The organism is Comamonas avium (assembly GCF_014836675.1).
GTDB lineage: Bacteria > Pseudomonadota > Gammaproteobacteria > Burkholderiales > Burkholderiaceae_C > Comamonas > Comamonas avium.
Genome location: NZ_JACSQK010000007.1, coordinates 38,014 through 56,137, shown reverse-complemented (window position 1 = coordinate 56,137; position 18,124 = coordinate 38,014). Strand labels below are relative to the sequence as shown.

The 18,124-nt window shown below is 59.5% G+C and carries 16 protein-coding genes; 7 read left to right on the top strand and 9 right to left on the bottom strand.

Annotated features, from left to right (window positions below; all coding sequences use genetic code 11):
• Nucleotides 1-7: 7 nt before the first annotated feature.
• Both prfA and hemA read right to left on the bottom strand, forming a co-directional pair.
• Nucleotides 8-1,090, bottom strand: coding sequence for a peptide chain release factor 1 (prfA, locus tag H9646_RS14640; RefSeq protein ID WP_191724125.1), 1,083 nt, complete (start codon nt 1,088-1,090; stop codon nt 8-10).
• 104 nt (nt 1,091-1,194) lie between these two features.
• Nucleotides 1,195-2,493 carry a glutamyl-tRNA reductase gene (gene hemA / locus H9646_RS14635; RefSeq protein WP_191724124.1) on the bottom strand — a complete coding sequence of 433 codons (1,299 nt, stop codon included), beginning with the start codon at nt 2,491-2,493 and terminating at the stop codon, nt 1,195-1,197.
• A gap of 72 nt (nt 2,494-2,565) precedes the next feature.
• Here hemA and H9646_RS14630 point away from each other — a divergent pair, with 72 nt between their 5' ends.
• The gene (locus tag H9646_RS14630) at nt 2,566-2,844 is read left to right on the top strand and encodes a hypothetical protein (protein WP_191724123.1); all 279 of its coding nucleotides are present in this window, start codon (nt 2,566-2,568) and stop codon (nt 2,842-2,844) included.
• An 87-nt stretch (nt 2,845-2,931) separates the two neighbouring features.
• Here the strand turns inward: H9646_RS14630 and H9646_RS14625 are convergent, their stop codons facing one another.
• Nucleotides 2,932-3,837 (bottom strand): LysR substrate-binding domain-containing protein, encoded by a 906-nt coding sequence (locus H9646_RS14625; protein WP_191724122.1) that lies wholly within the window; start codon nt 3,835-3,837, stop codon nt 2,932-2,934.
• Nucleotides 3,838-3,959: 122 nt separating this feature from the next.
• On the opposite strand from H9646_RS14625, the gene H9646_RS14620 reads away from it, so the two are divergent.
• The 3 genes from H9646_RS14620 to H9646_RS14610 all read left to right on the top strand — a co-directional run bounded on the left by H9646_RS14620 (nt 3,960) and on the right by H9646_RS14610 (nt 7,002).
• A complete protein-coding gene (locus H9646_RS14620) occupies nt 3,960-4,943 on the top strand; it encodes a tripartite tricarboxylate transporter substrate binding protein BugE (protein ID WP_191724121.1) in 984 nt (327 codons plus the stop codon).
• Nucleotides 4,943-5,845, top strand: a complete 903-nt coding sequence (locus H9646_RS14615; protein ID WP_191724120.1) for an N-formylglutamate amidohydrolase — start codon at nt 4,943-4,945, stop codon at nt 5,843-5,845. Before H9646_RS14620 ends, H9646_RS14615 begins: the two co-directional genes overlap by 1 nt.
• 185 nt (nt 5,846-6,030) lie before the next feature.
• Entirely contained in the window at nt 6,031-7,002 is a 972-nt protein-coding gene (locus tag H9646_RS14610; RefSeq protein WP_191724119.1) for a Bug family tripartite tricarboxylate transporter substrate binding protein, read from the top strand.
• A gap of 156 nt (nt 7,003-7,158) precedes the next feature.
• On the opposite strand, the gene ugpQ is transcribed toward H9646_RS14610, so the two are convergent.
• The 6 genes from ugpQ to ugpB all read right to left on the bottom strand — a co-directional run bounded on the left by ugpQ (nt 7,159) and on the right by ugpB (nt 12,685).
• Nucleotides 7,159-7,932: a glycerophosphodiester phosphodiesterase gene (gene ugpQ, locus H9646_RS14605; RefSeq protein ID WP_191724118.1), complete on the bottom strand. Its 774-nt coding sequence runs from the start codon at nt 7,930-7,932 to the stop codon at nt 7,159-7,161.
• Nucleotides 7,929-8,276, bottom strand: a complete 348-nt coding sequence (locus tag H9646_RS14600; protein ID WP_191724117.1) for a bleomycin resistance protein — start codon at nt 8,274-8,276, stop codon at nt 7,929-7,931. The genes ugpQ and H9646_RS14600 overlap by 4 nt, the downstream gene beginning before the upstream one ends.
• 53 nt (nt 8,277-8,329) lie before the next feature.
• A complete protein-coding gene (locus H9646_RS14595) occupies nt 8,330-9,337 on the bottom strand; it encodes a sn-glycerol-3-phosphate import ATP-binding protein UgpC (protein WP_191724116.1) in 1,008 nt (335 codons plus the stop codon).
• 65 nt (nt 9,338-9,402) lie between these two features.
• Nucleotides 9,403-10,251, bottom strand: coding sequence for a sn-glycerol-3-phosphate ABC transporter permease UgpE (gene ugpE, locus H9646_RS14590; RefSeq protein ID WP_191724115.1), 849 nt, complete (start codon nt 10,249-10,251; stop codon nt 9,403-9,405).
• 2 nt (nt 10,252-10,253) lie between these two features.
• Nucleotides 10,254-11,135 (bottom strand): sn-glycerol-3-phosphate ABC transporter permease UgpA, encoded by an 882-nt coding sequence (ugpA, locus tag H9646_RS14585; RefSeq protein WP_191724114.1) that lies wholly within the window; start codon nt 11,133-11,135, stop codon nt 10,254-10,256.
• Between the two features lie 233 nt (nt 11,136-11,368).
• A complete protein-coding gene (gene ugpB / locus H9646_RS14580; RefSeq protein ID WP_191724113.1) occupies nt 11,369-12,685 on the bottom strand; it encodes a sn-glycerol-3-phosphate ABC transporter substrate-binding protein UgpB in 1,317 nt (438 codons plus the stop codon).
• Between the two features lie 407 nt (nt 12,686-13,092).
• On the opposite strand from ugpB, the gene H9646_RS14575 reads away from it, so the two are divergent.
• The 3 genes from H9646_RS14575 to H9646_RS14565 all read left to right on the top strand — a co-directional run bounded on the left by H9646_RS14575 (nt 13,093) and on the right by H9646_RS14565 (nt 18,030).
• A complete protein-coding gene (locus tag H9646_RS14575; protein ID WP_191724112.1) occupies nt 13,093-16,992 on the top strand; it encodes a DUF3683 domain-containing protein in 3,900 nt (1,299 codons plus the stop codon).
• Nucleotides 16,989-17,429: an HIT family protein gene (locus H9646_RS14570; protein WP_191724111.1), complete on the top strand. Its 441-nt coding sequence runs from the start codon at nt 16,989-16,991 to the stop codon at nt 17,427-17,429. The genes H9646_RS14575 and H9646_RS14570 overlap by 4 nt, the downstream gene beginning before the upstream one ends.
• 109 nt (nt 17,430-17,538) lie before the next feature.
• Nucleotides 17,539-18,030, top strand: a complete 492-nt coding sequence (locus tag H9646_RS14565; RefSeq protein ID WP_191724110.1) for a gamma-butyrobetaine hydroxylase-like domain-containing protein — start codon at nt 17,539-17,541, stop codon at nt 18,028-18,030.
• The last annotated feature ends 94 nt before the right edge of the window (nt 18,031-18,124 follow it).

Genomic DNA, 18,124 nt, shown 5'->3' with positions numbered 1-18,124 from the left:
TTGCCTTCTAGGCATTGACTTCCAGCTCGGCCAGCAATTCGGCTTCACGGGCCTGTTTCAAGGCCTCAATCACATCGCCCAGGTCACCTTCCATGATGCTGAGCAGCTTGTACAGCGTCAGGTTGATGCGGTGGTCGGTCAAACGTCCCTGCGGAAAGTTGTAGGTACGAATGCGGTCAGAGCGGTCGCCCGAGCCAATCAGGCCCTTGCGCAGAGCGGCTTCCTTGGCTTCGCGCTCCTTGCGTTCCTTTTCCTGAATGCGCGCTTGCAGCACCTGCAGGGCCTTGGCCTTGTTGCTGTGCTGGCTGCGGCCATCCTGGCACTCGGCCACGATGCCTGTGGGCAAGTGCACCACGCGCACGGCGGAGTCCGTCTTGTTGATGTGCTGGCCACCTGCGCCGCTGGCACGGAAGGTGTCGATGCGCAAATCGGCAGGGTTGAGCGTGATGGCGACGGTTTCATCGGGCTCGGGCATCACGGCCACGGTGCAGGCGCTGGTGTGGATGCGGCCCTGCGTTTCGGTGGCTGGTACGCGTTGCACACGGTGACCACCCGATTCAAAGCGCAGCGCGCCGTAGGCGTTCTCGCCTTCAATACGCAGCACTACTTCTTTGTAGCCGCCGATTTCGCTTTCGTTGGCGCTCATTACTTCCACCTTCCAGCCCACGTTGCTGGCATAGCGGGTGTACATGCGCGCCAGGTCTGCGGCAAACAGGGCAGATTCGTCACCGCCGGTGCCTGCGCGGATTTCCACATAGGCGGGGCGTTCATCGTCCGGGTCTTTGGGCAGCAGCAGGCGCTGCAGCTCGTCTTCGAGCTTGATCAGCTCTTGCTCGCCCACCGTGATTTCTTCCTGCGCCATCTCGGCCATGTCGGGGTCGTCCAGCATTTGGCGGGCGGTGGCAATGTCGGCCTCGCACTGCAGGTAGCGCTGGTAGCGCCCGGCGACAGCGGTTACATCGGCATGCTCGCGCGAGATGGCTCGGTACTTTTGCATGTCGCCCATGATGTCTTCGCGCGACAGCAGGAAGTCCAGCTCTTCAAGGCGCTGGGCATAGCGCTCCAATTGGGTGCGCAGGAATGGTTTCATGGTCAGTCAGAGAAAATGATGTGCTACAAGAAAGGTAGCTAATTGCGCTGGCTCAGTCAGCGCCAAGGGCTGGTCTGGCTGAAAAGCCAGTAACGACAGCAGCGCTAACGCTGGCCGGGCTTGCTGCCGGGGCGCAGGAAAAGTCTGGAGACCGTATCGACGGTGTGGGCACGCTCTTCAGGCGTGCCCTTGTGCAGGGCTGACAAGGTGCCGTGCATCATTTTCTGGGTCAGGCCGCGCGAAAGTGCCTCGAGCACGGCATCCACATCTTCACCCTTGGCGAGCAGTCTTTTGGCACGGCTGATTTCAGCAGCGCGCCATTCGTCGGTCTGGGCATTGAGCTGCTGAATCAAGGGCACTACGCCCCCCTGAGCGCGCTGGTTCAGCCACTGCATGAAGTTCAGCACGCCTGCGTCAATGATGGTTTCAGCCTGCTCGACGGTGGCTTGGCGCTGGGCCTGGGCTGTGCGCACCACGGTGGCCAGATCGTCCACGGTGTACAGGTAGGCGTCGCGCAGGTCTTTGACTTCAGGCTCAATGTCACGCGGCACGGCCAAGTCCACCATGAACATGGGGCGATGCTTGCGTTTTTTCAGTGCACGCTCAATCGCTCCCAGGCCAATGATGGGCAGGCTAGAGGCCGTGCAACTGATGATGGCGTCGTACTCGTGCAGGTGCTCGGGAATCTCGGCCAAAGGCATCACGCTGGCACCAAAGCGTGCAGCCAGCTTTTCGCCGCGCTCCATGGTGCGGTTGGCGATCGTGATGTGGGCAGGGTTCTTGGCTGCAAAGTGCGTAGTGGCCAGCTCGATCATCTCGCCAGCGCCCACAAACAAAATACGAATCTTGGACAGGTCTTCAAACAGCTGGCCGGCCAGACGCACGGCAGCGGCAGCCATGGAAATCGAATGCTCACCAATTTCGGTGGACGAGCGCACTTCCTTGGCAACGGCAAAGCTGCGCTGAAACAGCTGGTTCAGTGTTGAACCCAGTGCGCCGGCTTCTTCTGCGGCACGCACGGCGTTTTTCATCTGCCCCAGAATCTGGGTTTCTCCCAGCACCATGGAATCCAGACCCGAAGCTACGCGGAACGCATGGCGTGCCACCGAGCCTTCTTCCAGCAGGTAAGAGTGCGAGCGCAGCACATCGGTGCTGACACCGCCCGAATGGGCCAGCCAGCCCAGGGTGTGGTCCAGCGCCGGGGCACCAGCTGCGCAGTAAATCTCGGTGCGGTTGCAGGTGGAGAGAATGGCAGTTTCCACCTCAGGGTGGCGGGTAGCGCTGCTCAGTGCATCGCGCAGGCCATGCAGCGTGGGAGCGATCTGGTCAATCGCAAACGCGAAACGGCCCCGTAAATCTAACGGTGCCGTGTTGTGATTGATGCCAAGTGCCCAGACTGCCATAGTCGCTGATTATAAAATTGCTGGCCGCTTTGTGTTGTCCTACAGGGCAAAGCCTTGATCTGCGTCATTTCCATGCCCATCCTTGACTTTCTCAATCACCTGCTCAACTTTGCGGCACCTGCTGGTTGTCTGGCAGTGTTGCTGGCGGGAGGCGCGCGTCTGGTGTGGCGGAAAAAATCTCACCTGTTGCCTTGGTATCACATGGCCAGCATCAATTTCTTGCTAGGAATTTTGGTGCTGGCTCTGGGCTTGGTGCTCACCGGCCAGGATGGCCGCATGGGTACGTATGCGGTCTTGGTGCTGGGCATGTCCACTTGCCAGTGGCTGATGTCTGGTGGCTGGCGGCACTAAGGCCAGCAGAGGTATTCACAGCCTTGGCCCACCCAGAGCGGGGCGTAGAGCAAAGGCTTGGTAGGCATTTTTTCTGATTTCACCGGGTCAGGTGCTTGCGTAGCGTGCACAGTCCACTTGCGCTTGCTGCAACAGCCAGCGCTGGAAATCTTGCAGTGCATGCGAGGCCGGACGCGATGCCGGCTGGCATAAAAAGTAGCCGCGCTCAATTTGAAAAGGGCGGTGCACGGGGATGGCGACACGGCCTGCTGCCAAATCATCTTCAATCAGGCAGCGCTGCACCACGGCCACGCCCATGCCCGCAATCACCGCCTGCACCAGCATGCCCACCAGTTCAAAGTCTGCCGCGGGTGCCGGGCAGGGGCCTTCGCAGCCCATTTTTTCAAACCATCGCGCCCAGTTGTCGGGGTAGTTGGTATGGGCCAGCAAGGGACGGCGCAGCAAATCCTGTGGGCGGCAGATGCTCAAGGCATCGTGGGGCAGGCAAATGGGCACCAGATCACGCCCCACCAGATAGCTGGCGTGCAGGGTGTCTGGAAAGGGCATGCTGCCAATCCGGATCCACGCGTCGATGTCTGGGGACGTGACGGGATCGTCGCGCCGGTAAGGGGCAAAGGAAAGCACCGTGCCCGGGTGGTGCGCAGTGAAGTCAGGCAGGCGCGGGATGAGCCAGTGGCTGAATAACGTAGGTGGCATGGACAAGCGCACATGCCGCCCCTCGCGTTTGCGGCGCATGGCCTGTGTAGCCGACTCAATGGTGAAAATGGCCGGGCCTACCGCATCCAGATACTGGCGCCCCGCAGTGGTCAGAACGCTGCGCCGGCCCTGGCGCTCAAACACGGCAAAGCCCAGATGTTCTTCCAGCCGGGCAATGGCGCGGCTGATGGCCCCTTGCGTGACCTGCAGCGCATCGGCGGCCTGGGTGTAGCTGCCCAAGCGGGCCGCCTGGGCAAAGGCGTGGAGTTCGGAGATGGAGGGGGACTGCAAGCGCATAGCGGTGCAATTATGAGCATTGGTAATGCCTGCTTGTTTTTTTGTCGCTTTTCTCCGTCTGCTCTCTCGAAAAGAATGCGTGCACATTCCTCATAAACCAAAGATTCCCTAGGAGAAACCCCATGTTCTTGCGCCGTACCTTGCTATCGACCGTTGCTGCCGCTGCTACTTTGGCCTGCGTGGCGCCTGCTGCTGTGGCGGCTGATAACTATCCCAGCCGCCCGATCAGGCTGATCGTGCCCTTTGGCGCAGGTGGCTCCACCGACATCGTGGCCCGGCTGCTGGCTGACAAGATGGGCCCTATCCTGGGTCAGGCCGTGGTGATTGAGAACAAGGGCGGGGCGGGTGGCTCGATCGGTGCGGCAGAAATTGCCCGCTCGGCACCGGACGGCTACACGATTGGCATGGCCACCGTATCGACCCATGGGGCCAACCCGGCCATCATGAGCAAGCTGCCCTATGACGCCAAGAAAGACTTTGCCCCCATCACCAACGTGATGAGCGTGCCCAGCGTGTTTGTGGTGCACCCCAGCGTGCCTGCCAAGACCATGCAGGAATTCATTGCACTGGCCAAGAAAAACCCCGGCAAGTACACCTTTGCCTCGCCAGGCACCGGCTCGCTGGGCCATGCCAATATTGAAAACTTCATGAATCTGGCAGGCGTGGAGCTGCTGCACATTCCTTATAAGGGGGCCGGTCAGGCGCTCAATGATGCGCTGGGCGGTCAGGTCAATGCGATGACGGACAACCTGTCTTCCTCGCTGACGAACATTCAGGCAGGCAAGCTGCGCCCTCTGGCTGTGCTGGCCTTGAAGCGCACCGAGCTGCTGCCCGATGTGCCCACCTATACCGAGCTGGGCTACCCCCAGATGGGTGATGGCGGCTGGTTTGGTCTGGTGGCACCTGCAGGCACCCCCAAGCCCATCATCGACAAGCTCAACGCAGCAGCCCACAAAGTGATGCAAGACCCGGCCTACCAGGCCAAGCAAAAAGACATTGCCGGTGAAGGCATGGCCAATACGCCGCAGGCGTTTGCCCAGCAAATTGATGCTGCCATTGCCCGTTACACCGCAGTTGCCAAGCGCGCCAACATCAAGATTGATTAATGCAAGCATTGCCTGATTTCCTGAAGCCCTGCCCGGATGCCCCTGTGCGGGTGCACCCGCCGCAGGGCGTGGTGCTGCCGCTGGTGTGTGACTCACCCCACAGTGGCACAGCCTACCCGGCAGATTTTGGTGTGGCTGTACCCATGGCGCTGCTGCGCCGGGGGGAAGACACGCATGTGCACACGCTGTGGGAGCAATTTCCGCAGTACGGAGCCACGCTGGTAGAGGCCACATTTCCGCGCACCTACATCGATCCCAATCGCGAGGAAGAAGACCTCAATCCTGCGATGCTCGATGGTGTCTGGCCTGCGCCGCTGACCCCCAGCATCAAGACGCAGCAGGGGCTGGGTCTGATCTGGGAAAAAATCAACCAGGCGGGTCAGTCCACGGCCATGTATGACCGCCAGCTCAGCGTGGCTGAGGTGCAGCAGCGCATTGCGCGCTACTGGCGCCCCTACCACGCTGAGCTGGCCAAGGCGATTGAGTGGAGCATGGACCGTTTTGGCGGCGTATGGCACATCAACCTGCACTCCATGCCCAGCGATGTCTACCAGCGGCTGGGCACGCCGGACAAACACTTGGCTGACTTTGTGCTGGGCGACCGCGATGGCACCACCTGCGACCCCGCGTTCATTGGCCTGATTGGCCAGACCTTGCAGGCGCAGGGTTACAGCGTGGCCTACAACGAGCCCTACAAAGGGGTGGCGCTGATTGGCCGCATTGGCCAGCCGGCCTACCAGCGGCACAGTCTGCAAATTGAAATCAACCGCCGCATCTACATGCATGAAGACACGCGCGAGCCCAGTGACAACTTCGCGCAGGTGCAGCAGCACTTGCAGCAAGTGATGGCCCGCGTGGCGGACTATGTGCGCGATGCCATGCGCCATCTGCCCCGCGGCTAGAGCGGCGCCAGAGCGGACATGCAACGGGATGGCACTGGCGGCCATCCCGTTTTTTTATGTGCCTTCGCTACAGGCAGCGCCACTGTCGCCTGCGTGCGCAATGCGCCAGGGCGGCTGCCTAGAATCTGCCAAAACTTCGTGCGGTGAGGGCTGCACGTAAAAATTCCAACAACGAGGAGCATTTCATGAAAACAACCTTGCGTACATGCTTGGCAGCGGCAGCTTGCCTGATGGCAGTGGTGGGCGCGCAAGCGCAAGACTTTCCGAGCAAACCGATTCGCATCGTCATGGGTTTTCCGGCCGGGGGGCCGCTGGACCAGCATGCACGGCTGCTGTCGGACCGTCTGCAAACAGAGCTGGGCCAGCCCATCATCATGGATTACAAGCCGGGTGCGGGTGGCACGCTGGGCGCGCAAGATGTGATGAAGGCCCCAGCGGATGGCCATACGCTGATGATTGCCAACACCGGCGTGATGGTGATCAACCCCGCCATCTACCCCAAACTGCCTTACCAGACTCTGCGTGACTTCACGCCCATTGCACGCACTGCCATGCAGCCTTTGGCGCTGCTGGTGAGCAACAGCATGCCCGCCAAAACCTTGCCTGAGCTGATCAGCTACGCCAAGGCCAATCCCGGCAAGGTGAACTTTGGCTCGGCTGGCAACGGTGGCATCAGCCATCTGGTGCCAGAAATGCTCAAGAGCGCGGCGGGCATTGACATGATGCACATCCCCTACAAGGGCAGCGCGCCCGCTTTCACGGACCTGATTGGCGGGCAGGTGCAGTTCATGGCGGAGAGCATTCCGCAGGCGGCGGCTTACCACAAGCAAAACAAGGTGCGCGCTCTGGCCGTAACCAGCAAAGAGCGCAATCCGGCACTGCCTGAGGTGCCCACAGCCATTGAAAGTGGCCTCAAGGGATTTGAAGTGGTGGGTTTTTACGGTTTTCTGGCCCCGGCAGGTACACCCAAGCCCGTGGTGGATCGCCTGAGCAAAGCGTTCCAGAAAGTGATGGAGAACCCAGAGCTGCGCGAACGCATGGTCAGCCAGGGCGCAAACCCCGACTTCATGGGGGCAGACACTTTTGCCAAGTTTCTGGCCGGTGAAATGCCCCGCTGGGCCGATGCAGTCAAGCAATCCGGCACCAAGATGGACTGACGCTGCAGTGCTTGCACTTGCAAAAAAGGCCTTCCAGTATTGGAAGGCCTTTTTTATTTAAAGGAGCACTCAGCGCTTGTATTTAAAGCTTTTCAGTATGTTTTGTATCTGAAAACACCTCGTGGTAAGCGCTGATAGCTAGCTTTTTGTTTTTTCTCAGCGCGTGGGGCCTGTTTGTGCGGGGCTGAACAGATCTACGCGGTCGGTGATGATGCCGTCGGTGTTCAGATCGATCAGGCGCTGCGCGGCCCATTCATCATTGACGGTATAGCTGCTGCAGCGCAGGCCTGCGCCGTGTACCTTGGCCACCAGCTCGGTGTTCCACAGTGCATGGTTGAGCACCATCGCGCTGCAGCCCAGGCCGGTAGCAATCTTCAAATCAGCGTCGCCGGTGCCGTCGGCAAACTTGTCGACCAGCAGTCCGCGCGGGATGTGCGGGGCCACATCCATGGCGCCTTTCAAGGCCTCAGGCTTGAAGGAGGTGAACAGCGGCTGCACGATGTCTTGCGGCCAGATGCGGTTCATCAGCGCACCGCAGGCGTGGCCTGTGGCCTCTTCCTGACCGGGCGTGGGCTTGATTTCCACGTTCAGGAACAGGTGGTTGGCCAGACACCAGCGCGCCAGTGCCTCCAGCGTGGGCAGGGCTTCACCCGCGAAAGCGCGCGAATGCCAACTGCCTGCATCCAGCTGGGCGATGTCGCCCATGGTCAGTGCGCCGCCAGTGCCGCGGCCATTGGTGGTGCGATCCAGCGTGGCGTCATGCAGCAGGAACAGCACGCCGTCCTTGGACAGCTTGGCATCGCACTCAAACATGCGATAGCCGTGCGCTGCGCCCAGGCGGAACGCGCTCATGGTGTTTTCTGGGGCCAGCTTGCCAGCGCCACGGTGGGCCACCCACATGGGGTAGGGCCAGGTTGCCAGGGAGGTCATTGGACAGGTTCTCCAAATTTCAGCAGGTTGCCGTGTGGGTCAGTCACATACAGCTCACGCATGCCCCACTCACGCGCCTGGGGCTGGGGCAGGAGCAAGCCGTTCTGGGTGAATTCAGTGTGCAGGGCGCGGGTGTCTGCGCGCACGTAGCAGGCACTGTTGCGGGGCAGCTCTGGGTTGTTGCAAGGCCAAAAATGCAGCTCACAGCCTTCGCGCGCCACAATCAAATACTCGTCCATGCGCAGCAGCACAGCAAAGCCCAGCTGCTGAACGTAGAACGCTTCACTCTGTGCAAGATTCAAAGAGGGAAGGACAGGAACGGTGGCGTGGATCAGTGCAGGCATGTGCTTGGCACAAGGGCCGATCGCTTGAGACGTCGGCCCTTGGTGGGGTTGGTTTAGATGCGTTTGCCGGTTTCCGCGTTGAACCAGTGCAGTCGGTCATCGCGGGCCGTGATGCGGGTGGTTTCACCGGGCTTGGGATAGGGCTTGCCTTCTTCCACGCGCACAGTGACCATTTCACCACCCACGGTGCCGTACAGCAGGCGCTCGGCACCCAGCAGCTCCACCGTGTCCACCTTGAACTCCCAGCCGCCTTCGCTGACCAGGTCAATGTGCTCAGGGCGGATACCCATGATCAGGCCGGTCTGGCCACCCGGGGCGTTGTTGAGCAAGTTCATGGGTGGCGAGCCAATAAAGCTGGCCACAAAGGTCGATGCAGGGGTGTGGTAGACCTCTTCGGGCGTACCGAATTGTTCCACGTTACCGCCGTTCATCACGACCATGCGCTGGGCCAGCGTCATGGCTTCCACCTGATCGTGGGTCACGAACAGGCTGGTAATGCCCAGCTCGGCGTGCAGCTTCTGGATTTCGATGCGGGTCTGGCCGCGCAGCTTGGCATCCAGATTGGACAGCGGCTCGTCAAACAGAAACACCTGAGGCTGGCGCACGATGGCGCGGCCCATGGCAACGCGCTGGCGCTGGCCGCCCGACAGTTGGCGGGGCTTGCGGTCCAGCAGGTGGCCCAGCTCCAAAATCTTGGCAGCCTTGTCCACGCGCTGCTTGATTTCGTCTTCAGGCACCTTGGCGAGCTTCAGACCATAGGCCATGTTCTCGTAGTTGGTCATGTGCGGGTACAGCGCATAGTTCTGGAACACCATGGCGATATTGCGCTTGGAGGGCTCCAGATCATTGACGACTTTGTCGCCAATCATCAGATCACCGCCAGTGATTTCTTCCAGACCGGCAATCATGCGCAGCAAGGTGGACTTGCCACAGCCCGAAGGGCCGACCAGCACGACGAATTCGCCGTCCTTGATTTCGATGTTGACGCCGTGAATGACAGGCACAGCAGTCTTGCCGGTGCCGTAGCGTTTGACGATGTTTTTCAGAGAGATGGATGCCATGGGAGGTATTCCAAGTATTCGTTCAATGGGGCAAAAGAAGATGGTGAGTGGCTGTGGAGCGAGCGTTACTTCTCGGTATCCACCAGACCTTTAACAAACCACTTTTGCATCAGCATCACCACAGCGGTGGGGGGCAGCATGGCCAAAATAGCCGTGGCCATCACGATGTTCCAGTCCACGGCGGCTTCGCCACCGGCCAGCATGCGCTTGATACCAATCACCACGGGGTACATGTCTTCCGAGGTGGTCATCAGCAGCGGCCACAGGTACTGGTTCCAGCCGTAGATGAACTGAATCACAAACAGCGCAGCAATCGAGGTCTTGGACAAGGGCACCAGAATGTCCTTGAAAAAGCGCATGGCGCCAGCGCCGTCAATGCGTGCGGCTTCGACCAGTTCATCAGGTACGGTCAAGAAGAACTGACGGAACAGGAACGTGGCCGTGGCCGAAGCAATCAGCGGCAGCGACAAACCCGCATAGCTGTTGAGCAAGCCCAGATCTGCAACGACCTTGTAGGTCGGCAAGATACGCACTTCCACAGGCAGCATCAGTGTCAAGAAGATGGCCCAGAAGCACAGCATCTTGAAGGGAAAGCGGAAATACACAATGGCAAACGCCGACAGCAGCGAGATGGCAATCTTGCCCACGGTGATGATCATGGCGGTGACAAAGCTCACCCACATCATGTGCACCACATTGGTGTTGGAGCCCAGCTTGCCGGAGCCCAGCAGCGCCTGCTTGTAGTTTTCCCACATGTGGGCGCCGGGCAGCAGCGGCATGGGCGACTGCACGATGGCGTCGGCCGTGTGGGTGGACGCCACCAGTGCCAGATACAGCGGGAAGGCCACAATGGCCACGCCCAAGATCAGTACGGCGTGCGAGATGATAGTGAGCCAGGGGTTACGGTCAACCATGGTCAGTACTGCACTTTCTTTTCAACATAGCGGAACTGGATCACGGTCAGCACGACAACGATCATCATCAGGATCACGGACTGGGCAGCAGAGCCGCCGAGGTCCAGCGCCTTGAAACCGTCTTGGTAGACCTTGTAGACCAGGATCGACGTCGATTGGCCGGGGCCGCCTTGGGTGGCTGCGTCAATGATGCCGAAGGTGTCAAAGAAGGCGTAGACGATATTGATCACCAGCAGGAAGAACGTGGTGGGCGAGAGCAGCGGCAGCTGGATGTTCCAGAAACGGCGCCATGGGCCTGCACCATCGATCGAAGCCGCTTCAATCAGTGCCTTGGGGATGGACTGCAAGCCTGCCAGGAAGAACAGGAAGTTGTACGAGATCTGCTTCCACACCGAAGTGATGACGATCAGGGCCATGGCCTGGTTTTCGTTCATCAGGTGGTTCCAGTCGTAGCCCAGCTTGCCCAGGTAATGGGTCACAACGCCAATGGAGGGCGAAAACATGAACACCCACAGCACGCCTGCAATCACGGGCGCTACAGCGTAGGGCACGATCAGCAAGGTCTTGTAGATCATTGCAAAGCGGATGATGCGGTCGGCAAAAATGGCCAGACCCAAAGACGCTGCAATGCCAATACCAGCGACGAGCACAGAGAACAGGGCTGTGCGCTGAAAGGCGTTCAGATACGTGGCGTCATTGAACAGGTTGCGGTAATTTTCCAGTCCTACCCATTCGGTGCTCAGGCCAAAAGCATCTTCCATCTGGAAAGATTGCAATACAGCCTGGCCGGCGGGCCAGAAAAAGAAAATGGCAATGATGAGCAGCTGAGGCAGGATCAATGCCCAAGGCAGCCATTGCGATCGGAAAAGTACGCGTTTTTCCATGGGGGTCACAAATAAAAAAACCGCCGAGACCTTCAAATGGCCTTGGAGGATAGTGGGGACCAGCTCAAGTAACTTGCCCGAATCGCGTCAAAACGAAGCGACTCGAAAGAGTAAATTGAGTGAAATGTGCGCGTATTGTGCCTAGCGCGCGGGCTATCTGCCAGAAAAACCAGTGGGTTCAAGGCGAGTTACAGGGGAATTACTAGGAATTCCCCCGTAATTTTCAACTTGGATTACTTGCTGTTAGCGCGTTCGAAGCGTGTCAGCAGCTCATCACCACGCTTGACGATGCTGTCCAGCGCGTCTTTGCCGTTCTTCTTGCCGGCCCAGACTTGCTCGAGTTCTTCGTCCTCGATGGTGCGGATCTGTACATAGTTGCCCAGACGGATACCGCGCGAGTTGTCAGTGACCTTGCGGATCATCTGGTTCACAGCCACATCGGTGCCAGGGTTCTTCTTGTAGAAGCCCGCATCTTCTGTCAGCTTGAACGCAGCCATGGTCACAGGCAGGTAGCCAGTGCGCTGGTGCGAAGCGGCTTGCACTTCAGGCTTGGACAGGAATTCGAAGAACTTGGCTACGCCCTTGTACTCTTCAGCCTTCTTGCCAGCCATGACCCACAGCGAAGCGCCGCCGATCACGGTGTTTTGTGGTGCGCCCTTGACGTCGTCGTAGTAAGGCAAAGGTGCCAGGCCATAGGCAAACTTGGCGTTCTTGGCCACGTCACCGTAGAAGCCGGACGATGTCTGAATCATGGCGCATTCACCGGCGGTGAACGAAGCCTGGGCAGTAGAAGCACGGCCCTTGTAGACAAATTCACCGGCCTTGGCTGCAGCAGCCAGGTTGTCGATGTGCTTGACGTGCAGAGGCGAGTTGACCTTCATGCGTGCCTTGTAGCCTTCCTTGCCCAGGCCGTTTTGGTGGGTCGCGAATTCCACGTTGTGCCAGGTGGAGAACGACTCCAGCTGGGTCCAGCCTTGCCATGCCAGCGTCATGGGGCAGCTGTGGCCAGATTCCTTGAGCTTCTTGGCAGCAGCGAACACTTCAGGCCATGTCTTGGGCGCTTGGTCGGGGTTCAGGCCGGCCTTCTTGAAGGCGTCCTTGTTGTAATAGAAGATGGTGGTGGAGCTGTTGAACGGGAAGCTCATCATCTGGCCGTTGGGGGCGGTGTAGTAACCGGCCACGGCGGGGATGTAGGCTGCGGGATCGAACTTGGCACCAGCGTCGGTCATGACCTTGCCCACTGGTACGGTCGCGCCCTTGGAGGCCATCATGGTGGCGGTGCCCACTTCAAACACTTGCAGGATGTGGGGCGCGTTGCCCGAACGGAACGCAGCGATAGCAGCTGTCATGCTTTCGTCATACACACCCTTGAAGGTGGGTACCACTTTGAATTCGCTTTGGCTTTCGTTGAACTGCTTGGCCAGATCGCCGACCCACTCGTTGTTCACGGCAGTCATCGAATGCCACCACTGGATTTCAGTGGCGGCATTGGCTGCGCTCAGGGTGGTTGCCGCGAGGGCAGCAGACAGGGCCAGTTGCTTGAATTGCATGGGAAACTCCTCTACGTGTAGAAACTTGTGCCTCTCATCCTAAGAAGGAATGAGGCACTTTTATGACAGTCATTGAGCCCAAAGGGCTAAAGAGGACTTGCCGTACCGTGCTTTGTACCTCTTAACGCCGAAGCAGCGCATGGGGTAAGAACGGTGGCTCGAATTCTAGGAGCGGACTCGGTTTTGTGAATAAGGATATTTGCGTTTTTCTTTCTTTTTTGAGTAATTCGTTGCGCAATTGTGGGATTTGCGTAGTTGCGAAAAACTCACTAATTGATAGCGCAACAGTTTTGGCAATCCACGGGGCGGGTCTCTTGGTGCGCTCTGAGCAGACTTTGGGCGCTGACATAGAATTGCGATCCCCATGACTTAAGGTGCGCCTTGAGCGCCCAACCCGGTCTACATCCATGAATGCACCGATTGCGCTGACAGCACTGGTGAACCACGCTGCCGAACCCGCCCGTCTCCGTGAGATCCCCTATAACTACACCTCGTTTTCCGACAAAGAAATCGTGATCCGCCTGTTAGGTACATCCGCCTGGGGTGTGCTTAATCAATTGCGCCAAGAGCGCCAGACGGGTCGATCTGCCCGGATGCTGTATGAAGTGCTGGGCGATATCTGGGTGGTTCAGCGCAATCCTTATCTGCAAGACGACCTGCTGGACAACCCTGACCGCCGCAAGCTGCTGGTGGAGGCGCTGCAGCACCGCATGGCCGATGTGGAAAAGCGCCGCATGCCCGATGACAACGCCCAGCGCGATGCCTTGGTGTGCGAGCTGATTGCCGCGGCCAACCGTGCCGTGAAAGAGTTTGACCGCATGTTTGTCGAGGCTGCCCTGCTGCGCAGCCGTGTGCGCAAGACGCTGCGCAAGCTCACCCACAAAGACAACATCAAGTTTGATGGCCTCTCGCGTGTCAGTCATGTGACGGATGCGACAGACTGGCGCGTGGAATACCCGTTTGTGGTGCTGACGCCAGACACTGAAGAAGAGATGGCATTGCTGGTCAAGGGCTGCATTGAGCTGGAGCTGACCATCATTCCGCGTGGGGGCGGAACGGGTTACACCGGGGGCGCGATTCCGCTGACCTGGCGTTCCGTGGTGATCAATACCGAAAAGCTCGAAGCCATCACCGAAGTAGAAAAAGTGATGCTGCCCGGCCTGGACCAGCCCGTACCCACGGTGTGGACCGAAGCCGGCGTGGTCACCCAGCGCGTGGCCGATGCGGCCGAGCGTGCCGGTTATGTGTTTGCGGTGGACCCTACCTCGATTGAGGCGTCGTGCATTGGCGGCAACATTGCCATGAATGCAGGCGGCAAAAAGGCGGTGCTGTGGGGCACGGCCTTGGACAATCTGGCCAGCTGGCGCATGGTCACCCCCGATGCCGAGTGGCTGGAGGTGGTGCGCATTGGTCACAACCTGGGCAAGATTCACGACGCAGAGATGGCCAGCTTTGAGCTGCGCTACTTTGCCGCCGACGGCAAAACACCGCTGCGCACCGAGCGCCTGTACATTGCGGGCCACAAGTTCCGCAAGGAGGGCCTGGGCAAGGATGTGACCGACAAGTTCCTGTCGGGTCTGCCCGGTGTGCAAAAAGAAGGCACCGATGGCCTGATCACCAGCGCGCGCTGGATCGTGCACCGCATGCCAGAGCACACCCGCACGGTGTGCATGGAGTTCTTTGGCAATGCCAAGGATGCCGTGCCCTCGATCGTGGAAATCAAAGATTACATGTTCGAGGAGCAAAAGCGCAGCGGCGTGCTGCTGGCTGGCCTTGAGCATCTGGATGACCGCTACCTCAAGGCCGTGGGTTACGCCACCAAGTCCAAAAAAGGCAATGGCAAGCTGCCCAAGATGGTGCTGATTGGCGACATCGTGGGCGACAACGCCGACGAAGTGGCGCGCGTGACCAGCGAAGTGGTACGCATTGCCAACTCACGCAATGGTGAAGGCTTTGTGGCCATCAGCGCGGAAGCGCGCAAGAAGTTCTGGCTGGACCGCAAGCGCACAGCCGCCATTTCACGCCACACCAACGCCTTCAAGATCAATGAGGACGTGGTGATTCCTTTGCCACGCATGGCCGAGTACACCGACGGCATTGAGCGCATCAACATTGAGCTGAGCCTGCGCAACAAGCTCAAGTTCTGTGACGCCCTGCTGGCCTTCTTTGAAAAGGGCAACCTGCCTTTGGGCAAGCAAGACGATGCGGGCGAGATTCCTGCCGCCGAGCTGCTGGAAGACCGCGTGCACCAGGCCATTGAGCTGGTGCAGGACGTGCGCGACCTGTGGGCCGGCTGGCTGGCCGATGTGGCCACACTGTTCCCGCAGCTGCAAGATCACAGCTTGCGCGCCAGCTGGAAAACACAGATTCGCCAGCCTCTGGCGCAAATTTTCAGCGGCGAAGCGTTTGATGCCATCCTGGCCGAGACAGTCGCCATTCACCAGCGCGTGCTCAAGGGCCGCGTGTGGGTGGCGCTGCACATGCACGCCGGTGACGGCAATGTGCACACCAACATCCCCGTCAACTCTGACGACTACGAAATGCTGCAGACCGCCCACGAAGCCGTGGCGCGCATCATGCAGCTGGCGCGGGGTCTGGATGGCGTGATCTCGGGCGAGCACGGCATTGGTATTACCAAGCTGGAGTTTCTGACCGACGAAGAGCTGCAGCCGTTTGCCGATTACAAGCAGCGCGTTGACCCGCAAGGCCGCTTTAACCGTGGCAAGCTGATCCGTGAAAAGAACGGCCTTGTGCCCGCCGAATCGCCGCGCGAGGCGCTGATGTACGCGGATTTGACCAACGCCTACACGCCCAGCTTTGGCCTGATGGGCCACGAGTCGCTGATCATGCAGCAGTCCGACATTGGCGCGATTGCCGATTCGGTCAAAGACTGCCTGCGCTGCGGCAAGTGCAAACCCGTGTGCAACACGCACATTCCGGGCGCCAACATGCTGTATTCGCCGCGCAACAAGATTTTGGCCACCTCGCTGCTGGTGGAAGCTTTCCTGTACGAAGAGCAAACCCGCCGTGGTGTCTCGATCAAGCACTGGCAAGAGTTTGAAGACGTGGCCGACCACTGCACCGTCTGCCACAAGTGCTTTACGCCTTGCCCCGTCAAGATCGACTTTGGCGATGTCACCATGAACATGCGCAACCTGCTGCGCAAGATGGGCAAGAAAAGCTTCAATCCGGGCAACAAGATGGCCATGGCCATGCTCAATGCCACCAACCCCGACACCATCAACTTGCTGCGCAAGGGCATGGTGGGTGTGGGCTTCAAGGTGCAGCGCATGGCATCGGACTTGCTGCACGCCGTGGCCAAGCCCCAGATGAAGCGCCCCCCGGCTTCTGTAGGCAAGGCGCCACTGAAGGAGCAGGTGATTCACTTTGTGAACAAGAAGCTGCCCGGCGGTTTGCCCAAGAAGACAGCGCGTGCTTTGCTGGACATTGAAGACAAGGACTACGTGCCCATCATCCGTGACCCCAAGAGCACGCATGCGGACACGGAAGCCGTGTTTTATTTCCCCGGCTGTGGCTCTGAGCGCCTGTTCAGCCAGGTGGGCCTGGCCACACAGGCCATGCTGTGGCACGCCGGCGTGCAAACCGTATTGCCCCCGGGCTACCTGTGCTGCGGCTATCCCCAGCGCGGCTCGGGCCAGATGGACGTGGCCGACAAGATGATCACGGACAACCGCGTGCTGTTTCACCGCGTGGCCAATACGCTGAACTATCTGGACATCAAGACCGTGGTGGTGAGCTGCGGCACATGTTTTGACCAGTTGCAGGGTTACAGCTTTGACAAGATATTTCCCGGCTGCCGCATCATTGATATCCACGAGTTCCTGCTCGAAAAGGGTGTCACTTTGCCTGCGGGCCAGGGTGGCTTCCTGTACCACGAGCCTTGCCACAGCCCCATGAAGCAGCAAGATGCCATGAAGACCGTCAAGGCCCTAGTGGGCGAGGGCGTGATCAAGAGCGACCGCTGCTGCGGTGAATCGGGCACGCTGGGCGTGACGCGTCCGGACATTTCCACGCAAATTCGCTTCCGCAAGGAAGGCGAGCTGCTCAAGGGTGAAGCCGAGCTGCGCGCCAACGGCTCGGTAGGTGCCAGCGACAACGTCAAAATTCTGACCAGCTGCCCCAGCTGCTTGCAGGGCCTGAACCGCTACGGCAATGACCTGCAAAACGGCCTGCTGGAAGCCGACTACATCGTCGTGGAGATGGCCAAGCAGATCTTGGGCGACAACTGGATGCCCGATTACGTGCAGCGCGCCAACGCGGGCGGCATTGAGCGGGTGCTGCTGTGAGCGGCGTACAGGCCGACTGTGTGCTGTGCCGCGAGGCGGGTGGCCTGCCCGTCTGGCAGGGCGCGCAGCTGCGTGTCATCCGTGCGCAAGAAGATGGCTTTCCCGCTTTCTATCGCGTGATCTGGGCAGCCCATGTGGCCGAGTTTTCTGATCTGTCACAAGCCGATCGCCTCACCTGCATGGCGGTGGTGGCCGAGGTAGAACGCGTGCTGCGCGCTCAGCTGCAGCCCACCAAAATCAACCTGGCAGCGCTGGGCAACATGGTGCCCCACCTGCACTGGCACGTGATTGCGCGCTATGAATGGGACAGCCATTTTCCAGCCCCCGTCTGGGCAAGCCCCTTGCGTGCGCGTGCTTTGGACAGACAAGCACAATTGCTGCAAGAACTCGCAGCCTGCGATGCCGCCATTGCTCAGGCGCTGGCACCGTGGGCTTAATGAATAGATGAGCTGCTTGCGCTGACTACACGCGCGTTTCAGATATGTTTAATGCTGAAAACGCCTGTTTATAAGCGTAAGTAGCTATTTTTTAGATAGGTGGCACTCCATGGCAGACATGCCTCTTCCCCAATCGCTGACCGTGCATGCAGCCTCGCGCATGCTGGAGGTCGGTTACTCCGACGGCAAGACCTTTCGCCTGCCTTTTGAGCTGATGCGCGTGTACTCGCCCTCGGCCGAAGTACAAGGCCACGGCCCGGGCCAGGAAGTGCTGCAGACCGGCAAGCGCCACGTCGGCATCGACAACATTGAGCAAGTGGGCAACTACGCCATCAAGCCTTTCTTTAGCGATGGCCATGAAAGCGGCTTGTTCACCTGGCACTATTTGTACGAGCTGGGCGAAAAGCAGGATGCGCTGTGGAAAGAGTACGAGGCGCGCCTGCAAGCTGCCGGTGTCGATCGTGACGCGCCCATGCCGCAAAAGGCCGGCTCAAGCTGCGGTACGGGTGGCGGGTGTGGCAGCAGTGCCCCCGCGCCGGAATCCAGCGCCGCTAGCAGTGGTGGTGGCTGCGGCAGCGGCTCCTGCGGCTGCGCCAGCTAAGTGCAAGGTTTTTGCCGCATAGCTTGTCAGTGCGGTGTTGGCGCCGCTGGCAAACAATGCATGTGATGCATCGCAGTCACAGGTGAAATCCTCG

Coding starts and splice junctions, on each gene's coding strand:
- prfA (WP_191724125.1), bottom strand. CDS start 1,090: ATGAAACCATTCCTGCGCACCCAATTGGAGCGCTATGCCCAGCGCCTT.
- H9646_RS14600 (WP_191724117.1), bottom strand. CDS start 8,276: ATGCCTGCACTGATCCACGCCACCGTTCCTGTCCTTCCCTCTTTGAAT.
- H9646_RS14575 (WP_191724112.1), top strand. CDS start 13,093: ATGAATGCACCGATTGCGCTGACAGCACTGGTGAACCACGCTGCCGAA.
- ugpA (WP_191724114.1), bottom strand. CDS start 11,135: ATGGAAAAACGCGTACTTTTCCGATCGCAATGGCTGCCTTGGGCATTG.
- H9646_RS14565 (WP_191724110.1), top strand. CDS start 17,539: ATGGCAGACATGCCTCTTCCCCAATCGCTGACCGTGCATGCAGCCTCG.
- ugpB (WP_191724113.1), bottom strand. CDS start 12,685: ATGCAATTCAAGCAACTGGCCCTGTCTGCTGCCCTCGCGGCAACCACC.
- H9646_RS14625 (WP_191724122.1), bottom strand. CDS start 3,837: ATGCGCTTGCAGTCCCCCTCCATCTCCGAACTCCACGCCTTTGCCCAG.
- hemA (WP_191724124.1), bottom strand. CDS start 2,493: ATGGCAGTCTGGGCACTTGGCATCAATCACAACACGGCACCGTTAGAT.
- H9646_RS14595 (WP_191724116.1), bottom strand. CDS start 9,337: ATGGCATCCATCTCTCTGAAAAACATCGTCAAACGCTACGGCACCGGC.
- ugpQ (WP_191724118.1), bottom strand. CDS start 7,932: ATGACCTCCCTGGCAACCTGGCCCTACCCCATGTGGGTGGCCCACCGT.
- ugpE (WP_191724115.1), bottom strand. CDS start 10,251: ATGGTTGACCGTAACCCCTGGCTCACTATCATCTCGCACGCCGTACTG.
- H9646_RS14615 (WP_191724120.1), top strand. CDS start 4,943: ATGCAAGCATTGCCTGATTTCCTGAAGCCCTGCCCGGATGCCCCTGTG.
- H9646_RS14620 (WP_191724121.1), top strand. CDS start 3,960: ATGTTCTTGCGCCGTACCTTGCTATCGACCGTTGCTGCCGCTGCTACT.
- H9646_RS14610 (WP_191724119.1), top strand. CDS start 6,031: ATGAAAACAACCTTGCGTACATGCTTGGCAGCGGCAGCTTGCCTGATG.
- H9646_RS14630 (WP_191724123.1), top strand. CDS start 2,566: ATGCCCATCCTTGACTTTCTCAATCACCTGCTCAACTTTGCGGCACCT.